The following is a 12307-nucleotide window of genomic DNA, read 5'->3' on the forward strand; positions in this document are numbered from 1 at the left end:
GAGTGCAAAAAGAAAGGCCGGATAACTAGGTTATCCGGCCTTTGGTTACAGAGGCTTATGGCTTATTTTGCCAATACGCGCTGATGCAGCTCTTGCACTGACGTCACGTTAGTGCGGTCGTCCGCAGCGTGTGCCATACAAGTGGCGAATGCTGCGTTCATGGTCGTGGTGTAGTTCACTTTGTAACGCAGTGCACCGCGACGTAATTGACGAGAGTCTTCAATCGCTTGACGGCCTTCAGTGGTGTTCACTATATAGGTGTACTCACCGTTCTTGATGCGGTCAAGAATGTGTGGACGGCCTTCGTGCACCTTGTTCACTAAGCGTGGGTTGATACCCGCTTCACCTAGGATTACCGCAGTACCGTGGGTGGCATCGATTTGATAACCCAGCTCAATCAACTTAGCGGCTAAGTCGGCAACACGTTTCTTGTCGCTGTTACGCACAGACAACAGCGCACGACCAGACTTAGGCACTTCAGAAGTCGCACCTAACTGCGCCTTAGCATAGGCTTCGGCGAAGGTATCGCCCACGCCCATCACCTCACCTGTTGAGCGCATTTCAGGGCCTAACAGTGGGTCAACGCCAGGGAACTTGTTAAATGGCAGTACCACTTCTTTCACTGAGTAGAAAGGTGGGATAACTTCTTGAGTGAAGTTTTGCGCCTTCAAGCTTTGACCCGCCATCACACGGGCGGCAATCTTAGCTAACGGCACACCAGTCGCTTTCGATACGAATGGCACGGTACGCGCTGCACGTGGGTTAACTTCAATCATGTAGATTTCGTTATTCTTCACGGCAAACTGTACGTTCATCAGACCGACAACACCCAGCTCCATCGCAAGCTTTCGTACTTGCACGCGCATTTCGTCTTGGATTGCTTGGCTTAAGGTGTAAGGAGGCAGTGAACAGCCTGAGTCACCTGAGTGAACACCCGCCTGCTCGATATGCTCCATAATCGCGCCGATAACCACGGTTTCACCGTCACATACTGCGTCGATATCCACTTCGATAGCATCGTCTAAGAAGTGGTCTAACAGGACTGGCGAAGCGTTAGATACGCTCACCGCTTCGTTGAAGTAGCGCAGTAAATCCTGTTGGTCGTAAACGATTTCCATCGCGCGGCCGCCCAGTACGTAGGATGGACGAACAACTAATGGATAACCGATACGCTCGGCCGCAATCACAGCACCTTCAACGGTCGTGACTGTATCGTTTTCAGGCTGCTTCATTTCCAGACGTTGAATCGCTTGCTGGAAACGCTCACGGTCTTCTGCACGGTCAATCGCATCTGGGCTAGTACCAATAATTGGCACACCCGCCGCCTCAAGGGCGCGAGCCAGTTTCAGCGGAGTTTGACCTCCGTACTGTACGATAACGCCCTTTGGCTTCTCGATACGGACGATTTCTAACACGTCTTCTAGGGTAACAGGCTCGAAGTACAGACGATCTGAAGTGTCGTAGTCGGTAGAAACGGTTTCAGGGTTACAGTTAACCATGATAGTTTCATAACCGTCTTCACGCAGTGCTAATGCCGCGTGCACACAGCAGTAATCGAATTCGATACCTTGACCGATACGGTTTGGACCACCACCTAACACCATGATTTTCTCACGGTCAGATGGGTTCGCTTCACACTCTTCCTCATAGGTTGAGTACATGTAAGCGGTGTCGGTGGCAAATTCAGCCGCACAGGTATCTACGCGCTTGTAAACTGGGTGGATGTCGAAACGGTCACGCAGTTTACGAACTTCAGTCTCGTTTACGCCAAGGACCGCCGCCAGACGCGCATCGGCAAAACCTTTACGCTTAAGCTTACGCAGCAGTTCTTCGTTAAGACCGGCTAAACCACCTTCGGCCACTTGGCCTTCCAGCTTAATCAGCTCTTCAATCTGGACTAAGAACCATGGGTCGATGTTGGTTAAACGGAAGATTTCATCCAGGGTTAAACCCGCACGCATAGCGTCGGCAATGTACCAAATACGGTCACAGCCTGGCTCTTTCAGCTCGAGGCGAATGCGCGCTAAGGCATCGGGTTTGGTTAAGTCAGTGATTGGGTCAAAGCCGTGACGGCTTACTTCTAAACCGCGCAGGGCTTTTTGCAGTGACTCTTGGAAAGTACGGCCAATCGCCATCACTTCGCCCACTGATTTCATCTGAGTGGTTAAGCGATCGTTTGAGCCGGCAAACTTTTCAAAGTTAAAGCGAGGTACCTTAGTCACGACGTAGTCGATGGCTGGCTCGAATGACGCTGGCGTACGGCCGCCAGTGATGTCGTTCATCAGCTCATCGAGGGTGAAACCGACCGCTAACTTGGCGGCGATTTTCGCGATTGGGAAGCCCGTTGCTTTAGACGCCAATGCTGATGAACGTGATACACGTGGGTTCATCTCGATGATAACCATACGGCCATCTTTCGGGTTGATACCAAACTGTACGTTCGAACCACCGGTTTCAACACCAATCTCACGCAGTACCGCCATAGAGGCGTTACGCATCAGTTGGTATTCTTTGTCTGTCAGGGTTTGTGCTGGGGCAACGGTAATAGAGTCACCAGTGTGCACGCCCATTGGGTCGAAGTTTTCGATAGAACACACGATGATACAGTTGTCGTTACGGTCACGAACCACTTCCATCTCGTATTCTTTCCAACCGATTAAGCTCTCGTCGATGAGCAGCTCTTTGGTTGGCGATAAATCTAAACCTTGAGAACAGATTTCTTCGAACTCTTCCTTGTTGTAGGCGATACCACCGCCTGAGCCACCCATAGTGAATGATGGACGGATAATACAAGGGAAACCAACGAGGTCGAGTACACCATAGGCTTCTTCCATGCTGTGGGCGATGCCCGCACGTGGACACTCTAAGCCAATGCTCTTCATGGCTTTGTCGAAGCGGCTACGGTCTTCTGCTTTGTCAATCGCATCGGCGGTTGCACCGATCATTTCAACGTTGAATTCAGCCAGTACGCCTTTAGCTTCAAGCTCAAGGGCGCAGTTCAGCGCGGTTTGGCCGCCCATGGTTGGCAGAATCGCATCAGGACGTTCTTTGGCGATAATGTTACGTACCACTTCCCATTGGATTGGCTCGATGTAAGTGGCATCGGCCATTTCAGGGTCGGTCATAATGGTGGCAGGGTTAGAGTTCACCAGAATGACGCGGTAACCTTCTTCACGCAGGGCTTTACAGGCTTGAGCGCCTGAATAGTCGAATTCACACGCCTGACCAATAACAATTGGGCCTGCACCTAGGATAAGAATACTCTTTATATCTGTACGTTTTGGCATTGCTTCTCTCTTCTCCTAGCTTGCGTATTACTTAGCGTTCTGACGGTATTGTTCAATAAGCTCGATAAAGTGATCGAACAGTGGGGCCGCATCGTTCGGACCAGGGCTCGCTTCAGGGTGACCTTGGAAGCTGAACGCAGGTTTGTCCGTCAGATGGATACCTTGCAGTGAACCATCGAACAGTGACTTGTGAGTCACTTTGATATTGGCAGGTAATGTGGCTTCATCGGCAGCAAAACCGTGGTTTTGGCTGGTGATCATCACGTTACCTTTTTCGATATTGCTCACTGGGTGGTTAGCACCGTGGTGACCAAACTTCATCTTTAAGGTTTTCGCGCCTGATGCCAATGCCAGTAACTGGTGGCCTAAACAGATACCGAAAATTGGCGTATCGGTTTTCAGGATTTGTTGAATCGCTTCAATTGCGTAGTCGCATGGCTCTGGGTCGCCAGGGCCGTTAGAGAGGAACACACCGTCTGGGTTCATCGCTAACACTTCAGCTGCCGATGTTTTTGCAGGAACAACGGTGACGTCACAGCCACGGTCAACCAACATGCGCAGGATGTTTTGCTTAACGCCGTAGTCGTAGGCAACGACTTTGTACTTCAGCGCTTCGGCTGGCGTATCTTCAGGCAAGCCGCCCACTAAACGCCAGCTACCCTTGCGCCATGGGTAGGCTTTGTCAGTCGTCACTTCTTTTGCTAAATCCATGCCCTTTAAACCCGGGAAGGCTTTAGCCGCAGCCAGTGCTTTCGCTTCATCTAAGTCAGCACCCGCCATGATGCAACCCGCTTGGGCACCTTTTTCACGGAGGATTCGAGTTAATTTACGAGTATCGATATCTGCGATGCCAACAACATTGTTTGCTTTGAGATAATCACTGAGGGTTTGCTGATTGCGGAAACTACTTGCTACGAGTGGAAGATCGCGAATGATTAAACCACAAGCATGAACCCCATTGGATTCGACGTCTTCATTATTGGTACCAGTGTTACCAATGTGGGGGTAGGTTAAAGTTACTATTTGGCGTGAATAAGAGGGATCAGTTAAAATTTCTTGGTATCCTGTCATGGAAGTGTTAAAAACAACTTCACCAACAGAGAGACCATCGGCACCAATTGCTGTGCCAGTGAATACGGTTCCATCTTCGAGTACGAGTAAGGCAGACTTTGTCAACGCGACCTCCATAAAGAGCCAAGCCACTGAAATGTAATGTTTTTATGCTATGTTAAGATACCAATTTCCGCTTATTTACGAAATTTTAACAAATTCCAGCGAGTTTACAGGATAAACCCGAACTCGTCTACACCTTGGTATCTGAGTGCAAAAAAAAACGCCAATATGGCGTTTTTTCTGTTAATTCAAACCTAATACCTGCTGCATGTCATACAGACCCGGTTTTTGCTCCACTAACCAATGGGCGGCACGCATAGCGCCATTAGCAAAGGTCATACGACTAGAGGCTTTATGGGTGATCTCTAAACGCTCACCGATATCGGCAAACATGGCGGTATGCTCACCGACTAAGTCGCCTGCACGCACAGTCGCAAAACCGATAGTTTCACGGTCGCGCTCGCCAGTGATCCCTTCGCGGCCATAGACGGCGCATTTTTCAAGATCACGACCTAAGGTCTTGGCAATCACTTCACCCATTTTTAGTGCCGTGCCAGATGGCGCGTCTTTCTTATATCTGTGGTGACCTTCGATAATTTCGATATCGGTGTAATCGCCCATGACCTCAGCGGCCAACTCGAGCAATTTCCACATCAGATTGACACCCACAGACATATTCGGCGCCATCACCACCGGCGTTTGCTCGGCAAAGGCATTGATCTGTTCTTTTTGAGCATGATTGAAACCAGTTGTGCCGATCACCATGGCTTTCTTATGGCGCACACACCAGTCTAAATGGACAATACTGGCCTCTGGCGCAGTAAAATCAATCAGCACATCAAAGTCATCGGTCGCATAGTCGAGCGAATCCATGATAATGACATTTAACTTCCCCACACCCACGAGTTCGCCCGCATCCACGCCGACTAAGCTTGAACCGGGACGCTCGATAGCCGCGCCTAAGCGAATGTGCTCTTGATGATAAGCCGATTCAATAAGAGTCCGTCCCATGCGCCCACCCGCACCGACAATTGCAACTCTCACTTGTCCACCCATTTCAATCTCCTCAAACCTGTTCATCACTTCCATACAAAAACGCCTAAGACTGGCTTAGGCGTTTCAATCACATTAGACGATGTCTAACAACTCGACTTCGAATACTAACGTTGAGTATGGAGGAATAGAAGCACCCGCACCACGCTCACCGTATGCTAAGTGATGTGGAACGAATAACTTTAACTTAGTACCTACTGGCATCAGTTGCAGGGCTTCAGTCCAGCCAGCGATAACGCCAGATACTGGGAATTCAGCTGGTTGACCACGTACTACAGAGCTGTCGAACACGTCACCATTGATGAAAGAACCATGGTAGTGAGTACGTACTGTGTCTTCGTAGGTTGGTTTTGCACCGCTACCTTGAACTAATACTTCGTATTGCAGACCAGAATCAGTCACGATCACGCCTGCACGCTTAGCGTTTTCAGCTAAAAAGGCTTCGCCTTCGGCAGAAGCTTCTGCAGCAGCTTGCTCTTGAGCCGCTTGAATGCGACGGCTGATCTCAGTGAATGCAACTTGCATATCTTGCATAGATACAGCGCTTTCCACGCCAGCAAATGCATCGGCTAAACCTGCTTGAACGGCAGCAATATCCACACCTTCAAAAGAATTAGCAGCCAGTTGCTCGCCCATTTGACGACCTACACCATAGCTTGCTTGCTGTTCAACAGTACTGAATTTATCAGACATAATTAACGACTCTCAATGTTCAATGGAATTTTGCGCGCCAGTTTATCATAGTTCCACGCCCTATGCTGATAAACTGACTGCTTATTTAACTTTGGCGGCGATTTTACGTAACCGATGCTTATTTATCCAGCATTCGCGCCTAATTGCGGCACGATAAGGCCAGCATCTAAGCGAAGGCCACGCCCTAAATCGCTATTTCGGCAACACGCATTGGTTTTTAACACTTGCCTTTGCGCTCTGATACAAAGGCTGCATTTGCCCCTGTAATTGCTCGAGTTGGGCGATGCGGTTGCTGTTGGATGGATGGGTTGATAACAGCTCTGGCCCTTGGCTACCGCCCGCTTTCGACATATTGTGCCAGAGCACCACGCTCTGCGCTGGGTCGAACCCTGCCCTCGCCATCAACTCCAGCCCCATCACATCCGCCTCACTCTCTTGAGCGCGACCAAAGGGTAAAATCACCCCGACCTGCGCACCTAGTCCTAAGGCCGACATATATAAGTCACGGTTTGAGACGCCGCTCGCGCCAAGGGCGGCATCGGCGATTTGCATCCCCATGCCCGTCATCTGCGCCCGAGAGACCTGCTCATTACCGTGCTGGGCTAATACGTGGGCCACTTCATGGCCTAATACGGTCGCCAGTTGGTCCGGAGTACTCGCGACGTTAAGTAAGCCGGTATACACGCCAATGTGTCCGCCCGGCAATGCAAAGGCGTTAACTTGTTCGGAGTTGAACAAGACGACATCCCACTTCTGGCTTTGATCGGGCAGCACAGCGGTGACGCGATTCGCCACGCAATTTACATACTGAGTCAGCTTTTTATCGCTACTGATCTTTTGCTGCTTTTTCATTTCTTCAAAAGAAGCATCCCCCATTTGCTGCATCTGCGATGCCGAATACAGCAAGGTTTGACCCCGCCCCGTGGGCGATTTCGTGGTCGCGCAGCCCGATAATCCTAACGTGAGTCCAACCGCCACTAAGGCGAGTGTTGTTGCTTTCATAGGGAACTCCTTAATCCGAACGAGGCCGAACCTAGCAGCCAAGTGACTCAACTAATCATGATTAAGATTTTACTGAGATAGCAAGCAGAAGCCAAACGACATTCAGAACTTGCTTTACAGCACGAGGAAGCTTCGAGCCAGTTAAGGTGCAATATAGTCTTCCCTTAACATGGCATAGAGGTATTCATCGCCCCATGCGCCCTTAAAGAAGATATTTTTGACATAATGGGCTTCGCGCCGAAAACCGAGTTTTTCGAGTAATCGACAGCTGGCAAGATTTTGAGTATCGGTTATCGCAATAACACGATGCTTATCTAATTCCACAAAGAGATAATCCAGCAATGCGCTGATGGCCTCAAATGCTACCTGCTGACCTTGATACTCAGGCGCAATCGTAAAGCCGATTTCCATTTGCTGCTCATCGATAAAATGCAGCGCCAGATCGCCCACTAAGGTGGCAGGCGTCTTTGCTGATGCAGCGCTGACAATCGCCAATTGAAACCAAGTGTCCGCCGCGCCAAATTGTGCGTAATCCATGTTCTCAAATAACGCGACAGCATCGCTATAACAGTAATCCGTCCAGCTTTGATATTTAGCGACCTTAGGCTCGGCTCGATAGGCGGTAAAAGCCTCGAGATCCGCTCGCTGAAATCGCCGAAGCGTAAAACGTTGGGTAGTTAACCCGTGAGTTACCATGTGGTGAAGTGCGTTACTTCTCGCTAATGTCGACGCCATGCCGGATCCTTTAATCTGAGTAAGCCTCTAATATGAGCAAGCACCTAATCCCAGTTCCGAGGCGAACTATATAGTTCACCCAGCGGAAACAGGTAAACAGCAGCCAATAAGTGCTAGCAATTTATGGATAGCAGCGTAGGCTCTCTCAACGCTTGCTTTTAAAGGCTTTGATGCTGTGCTTATTAAGACTGCGACGATTTGCCTGTTTGTCCCGAGGTGGGCGCTTAGGTGCCACTTTATTATCAGTACCGTTTTCTCTAACTCTTTCGCTCGGCTGATCGGTCACTGGAAAGTCCGCCAATGATGCTAACGGTAACTCACGCGCCGTCAAGTTGCGGATCGCGGTCAAGCTTGGCATTTCACCATGGCACACCAAAGAGATGGCAAGCCCATTAGCGCCTGCCCTTGCGGTGCGGCCAATGCGGTGCACATATACAGGAGCACTCATGGGTAAATCTAAGTTGATCACCACAGGCAAGGCATCGACATGAATGCCACGGGCCATCAAATCTGTTGCCACCACCACTTGAATGCGATGGGCTTTAAAGTCGGCCAAGGTTTGACTGCGAACGGTTTGATCTTTTTCGCCGTGCAGCGCAGCAGCATTTATCCCCGCCTTAAGTAGTCGTTTCGCTATCGCATCCGCATCGTCGCGGGCACTGATAAACACCAGTACCTGCGGCCATTGATATTGTTTGAGTAACGCAATCAATGCCTGCGCTTTGCTGCCCTTATTGACTAAATACAGTCGCTCTTCGATTTCGGCGGCGACAGCATTGCGCGTACTGGCCTCAACCCGAAGGGGATTATTGGTCAGCAATTTACCCGCCAAGGAATCTAAAGCCTCTGGCAAGGTGGCGGAAAACAGTAAGGTTTGCTTACGCTTAGGCATCATTGCCATCAGCTTTTGCACATCGGGCCAAAATCCCATTTCCAGTAAGCGGTCGGCTTCGTCTAGTACTAGGTATTTTACCGAGTCGAGACTGATATGGGACTGTGTGCATAAATCCAATAAGCGCCCTGGGGTTGCCACCACAAGCTGCGGGTTAGCGGCAAGTTCGGCTAATTGCTCTTCCTGCGCGATGCCGCCACAGAGGAGTTGAATCTTCAAAGGGACAGGTGATAACTGACTCGCCAGCGCTTGCAGTGCCATCGTTACCTGCTGCGCTAACTCCCGTGTCGGCACGAGCACTAAAGCCTGCGCCTTACAGGCCGAGGATGACACTGACTCGAGTTGTTGATGGATGGTTTGCAACAAGGGCAAACCGAAAGCCAAGGTCTTACCGCTACCAGTTTGCGACAGCGCTAACACATCTCGCCCCGCAAGAATCGCCGGAATCGCTAATTGCTGCACCCGTGTCGGATGCTTGAGCGCGGCAGGCAATACCGAACATAACGCCGAATTGATGCCAAGCTCAGCAAAGGTTAACGACTCAGGAGAAGGCTCTGGGGAAGTAGAAGGCTTAAGAATGGTCATCGCAACACCAATATAAACATGGGAGCGAAAGTTTACGCAGAGTTGGCAGTTAATACCAATGTTGTTTGGGCTTTGACTAAAGCCTTGGGGTAGTTTTCGACGGGATATTTAACTATTCACGTTACGTAGGCCCAAAGCCTAATTTTCAAACTTCATTTAAATTTTTAAATCAAAGATAAAATCAAAGTCAAAGTCGTGGGGCTTCACCCCACACCCGACCAAGGAGGACTGCTCGTCCTATCCTCCTTGGATGCTCCAAGACGCCCCTAGCGAAGTTGAAAGCTCCTTGTGCTCATTGCCAAATTTGCTATCGCTTCCGAAGGATGCGTCCCTGCACCTGCGAAAGCTAGCCGGTCATCCATGACCGGACTCACGCAATTTGTCTATTCGCCCTGCGGCAACTCCGAGGGGAGGTGTATTCCTTGGAGTTTTGAGTAGTTTGATAGCGATTCATCTGCAAAAAATAAGCGCTATAAATAATAAATCAAATAATATCAAATAATTACAAACAAAATCGTATGGAAACCGCTACCGCAAAAAAGCAAATTCCTATAGCATCATTTATATCAATTGACATGGATGTCGCAGCGGCCAAGTCCAACAAGCGATTTATGCCCTGCAAACAGCGCAGCGCATAAATACTAAGACGTTAGGTAACTAAATCAGGAGTTGTGAGTTTGAATCAAAGACAAAATCAGTTTCTACACTATCTTGGAAATACTCTCTCTGAGTTAGAGTATCGACTTAATGAAATTCTAAATTTACGTGATAGATCCATTGTACAATATCAAAATGGAAATTCAGAGCTCAAAGATCAAGAACTTAACTTTGCATTTTCTGCATTCAGTGGGCAATTACAAACCATAAAGGATGTATTACCTGTAATATCTGAAGATCAAATATCTTGGGCAATGCTTGAGACGGTTAGGCATGCAAAATTTATCAAAGGTTGTCGCAATGCTATAACTCATGATGGTCAACAAGTTATCAATATGTGGGTAAAAGGAAAATATTACGTAGCCTGCGACTTTCATCGGATAGCCTGTAAAGAGGTGGAGCTCATTACGGCACCTTCTGAAGATATTGCTACTATCTGCACTGAGTTTACGTTAGAGCTTCTCGACTTAATTAAGCAATGTTTAGATGGCTTAGTTGATGATTTAAGTAAGTGTCAACCTTTGTATGATGTTCACTTTTATGAAGCCGCAATCCGTCACCCTGCAATCAGCGATTCGGTTCGAGAAATGTACGTTGATGCAGATAAAAGTAAGTTAGATCGACCAGTCGACCTAACAGCTGAACTCAACTCTAAAATTGATAAATTGCGCTCGATATGCACCCCAATACTTACCGAACAAAGCATTTAAGAGGGATTCTCAACGCTTGGCACTTTATGCTTCTACTTCAAATTTAGTAGTCTACCGAAAGATCGGACAGGCATAACATTTATCAGATATACGCAGGACTTAAAAGGAATTAAGCGCTGCCATGGAAGTGACCGTTGACGGCATGGATGCCGTCGTCGAGCCCTCAGGGATGAGTTCATGGCGAGTCACTGAAATGACAGTGCTTAATTTATTGCTGCGGACAGAGTTTGAAATTTGAGCATGCAATCAAGCATAAAAAAGCCCCGCTAGTGTTAAACACTGCGAGGCTTTATTTATCTAGTGCGCAGCTAACATAACCGCTGCGCCACCAAACCTAATTAGCTATTTAGGTCTTGGAAAAACTTCTTCACGCCATCGAAAAAGCCTTCAGCCTTTGGGCTGTGCTTCTTTGATTCGCCGGTTAATGTCGCCTCAAACTCACGCAGTAATTCTTTCTGACGCTCATTGAGGTTAACTGGCGTTTCCATCACGACTTTGCAGAGCAGGTCGCCCACCGCATGGCTGCGAACCGATTTAACCCCTTTGCCACGCAGACGGAACATGCGGCCCGTTTGCGTTTCGGCTGGGATCTTCAGGCTGACTTTGCCGTCCAGTGTTGGGACTTCAATCTCGCCGCCGAGCGCCGCTTTGCTGAATGAAATCGGCACTTCGCAGTAGAGGTTGTTGCCATCACGCACGAAAATAGCATGTTCACGTACTGTGACCTGAACATATAAATCGCCCGGTGGCGCACCAAACTCGCCCGCTTCACCTTCACCCGCTAAGCGGATACGGTCGCCAGTGTCGACACCCGCAGGGATCTTAACTGACAATGTTTTGGTCTTCTCGACACGGCCATCACCATGGCACTTAGAACAAGGATCTTTAATGATCTTGCCGCGACCATGACAGGTTGGACATGGCTGCTGTACGGTGAAGAAACCTTGGCGCATTTGCACTTGGCCTTGACCATGACAGGTGCCACAGGTAGTCGCCGAAGAGCCTTTTTTCGCCCCGCTGCCGTCACACACATCACAGCTGGCTAAGGTTGGAATACGCAGTTCTTTGGTAAGGCCTTTTACGGCTTCTTCCAGTGATAACTCTAGGTTGTAACGTAAATCTGAGCCGCGGGCCGCTTGGCGTTGACCGCCACGGCGTCCACCGCCGAAAATATCGCCAAAGACATCACCGAAAATATCGCCGAAATCTCCCGCGCCGCCGTAGCCACCACCGCCGCCACGATTAGGATCCACACCCGCATGACCAAATTGGTCATAGGCCGCTTTTTTGTTGGCATCGGTAAGGATTTCGTAGGCTTCTTTAACTTCTTTAAAGCTCGCCTCGGCAGCTTTGTCGCCAGGGTTGCGATCGGGGTGAAACTTCATCGCCAAACGCTTGTAGGCTTTTTTAATTTCACGTTCGCTGGCGTCACGACCAACGCCTAATACTTCGTAATAATCTCGCTTTGACATAATCTCATGCTTCTCAGCTTAAGTTGAACGAACGGGCGTTAGGGTTTCCCCGTAACGCCCGCCTAGAAATTAACTATTTGAAATCAATCAATTTGATTGAGAGCAAAT

Annotated in this window: 9 protein-coding genes; 1 reads left to right on the forward strand and 8 read right to left on the reverse strand. The window is 49.1% G+C overall.

Going from position 1 to position 12307, the window contains the following annotated elements:
* Positions 1 to 62: 62 nt before the first annotated feature.
* The 7 genes from carB to M0415_RS09035 form a co-directional block, all read right to left on the reverse strand.
* Positions 63 to 3287, reverse strand: coding sequence for a carbamoyl-phosphate synthase large subunit (gene carB / locus M0415_RS09005; RefSeq protein WP_086903370.1), 3225 nt, complete (start codon positions 3285 to 3287; stop codon positions 63 to 65).
* 27 nt (positions 3288 to 3314) lie between these two features.
* Complete coding sequence (gene carA, locus M0415_RS09010; RefSeq protein ID WP_088210913.1) at positions 3315 to 4475, reverse strand: glutamine-hydrolyzing carbamoyl-phosphate synthase small subunit; 1161 nt, start codon at positions 4473 to 4475, stop codon at positions 3315 to 3317.
* A gap of 168 nt (positions 4476 to 4643) precedes the next feature.
* Entirely contained in the window at positions 4644 to 5456 is an 813-nt protein-coding gene (dapB, locus tag M0415_RS09015; RefSeq protein ID WP_011716092.1) for a 4-hydroxy-tetrahydrodipicolinate reductase, read from the reverse strand.
* Positions 5457 to 5528: 72 nt separating this feature from the next.
* Positions 5529 to 6146 carry a BamJ family beta-barrel-assembly machinery protein gene (gene bamJ, locus M0415_RS09020; protein WP_011716091.1) on the reverse strand — a complete coding sequence of 206 codons (618 nt, stop codon included), beginning with the start codon at positions 6144 to 6146 and terminating at the stop codon, positions 5529 to 5531.
* Between the two features lie 192 nt (positions 6147 to 6338).
* Positions 6339 to 7148 (reverse strand): M48 family metallopeptidase, encoded by an 810-nt coding sequence (locus tag M0415_RS09025; RefSeq protein ID WP_011716090.1) that lies wholly within the window; start codon positions 7146 to 7148, stop codon positions 6339 to 6341.
* A gap of 141 nt (positions 7149 to 7289) precedes the next feature.
* Positions 7290 to 7883 (reverse strand): GNAT family N-acetyltransferase, encoded by a 594-nt coding sequence (locus tag M0415_RS09030; RefSeq protein ID WP_249554244.1) that lies wholly within the window; start codon positions 7881 to 7883, stop codon positions 7290 to 7292.
* Positions 7884 to 8028: 145 nt separating this feature from the next.
* Positions 8029 to 9360, reverse strand: coding sequence for a DEAD/DEAH box helicase (locus M0415_RS09035; protein WP_249554242.1), 1332 nt, complete (start codon positions 9358 to 9360; stop codon positions 8029 to 8031).
* Positions 9361 to 10037: 677 nt separating this feature from the next.
* Between M0415_RS09035 and M0415_RS09040 the strand changes: the two genes are divergently transcribed.
* The gene (locus M0415_RS09040; RefSeq protein ID WP_249554240.1) at positions 10038 to 10727 is read left to right on the forward strand and encodes a hypothetical protein; all 690 of its coding nucleotides are present in this window, start codon (positions 10038 to 10040) and stop codon (positions 10725 to 10727) included.
* 338 nt (positions 10728 to 11065) lie between these two features.
* On the opposite strand, the gene dnaJ is transcribed toward M0415_RS09040, so the two are convergent.
* Positions 11066 to 12199, reverse strand: a complete 1134-nt coding sequence (dnaJ, locus tag M0415_RS09045; protein WP_011716086.1) for a molecular chaperone DnaJ — start codon at positions 12197 to 12199, stop codon at positions 11066 to 11068.
* Between the last annotated feature and the right edge of the window lie 108 nt (positions 12200 to 12307).

The organism is Shewanella sp. 10B (assembly GCF_023475885.1).
Classification (GTDB): domain Bacteria; phylum Pseudomonadota; class Gammaproteobacteria; order Enterobacterales; family Shewanellaceae; genus Shewanella; species Shewanella mangrovisoli.

What these genes read in the sequence shown, in the direction of transcription:
- carB (WP_086903370.1), bottom strand. Translation starts at nt 3,287, where the DNA reads ATGCCAAAACGTACAGATATAAAGAGTATTCTTATCCTAGGTGCAGGC.
- carA (WP_088210913.1), bottom strand. Translation starts at nt 4,475, where the DNA reads ATGGAGGTCGCGTTGACAAAGTCTGCCTTACTCGTACTCGAAGATGGA.
- dapB (WP_011716092.1), bottom strand. Translation starts at nt 5,456, where the DNA reads ATGGGTGGACAAGTGAGAGTTGCAATTGTCGGTGCGGGTGGGCGCATG.
- bamJ (WP_011716091.1), bottom strand. Translation starts at nt 6,146, where the DNA reads ATGTCTGATAAATTCAGTACTGTTGAACAGCAAGCAAGCTATGGTGTA.
- M0415_RS09025 (WP_011716090.1), bottom strand. Translation starts at nt 7,148, where the DNA reads ATGAAAGCAACAACACTCGCCTTAGTGGCGGTTGGACTCACGTTAGGA.
- M0415_RS09030 (WP_249554244.1), bottom strand. Translation starts at nt 7,883, where the DNA reads ATGGCGTCGACATTAGCGAGAAGTAACGCACTTCACCACATGGTAACT.
- M0415_RS09035 (WP_249554242.1), bottom strand. Translation starts at nt 9,360, where the DNA reads ATGACCATTCTTAAGCCTTCTACTTCCCCAGAGCCTTCTCCTGAGTCG.
- dnaJ (WP_011716086.1), bottom strand. Translation starts at nt 12,199, where the DNA reads ATGTCAAAGCGAGATTATTACGAAGTATTAGGCGTTGGTCGTGACGCC.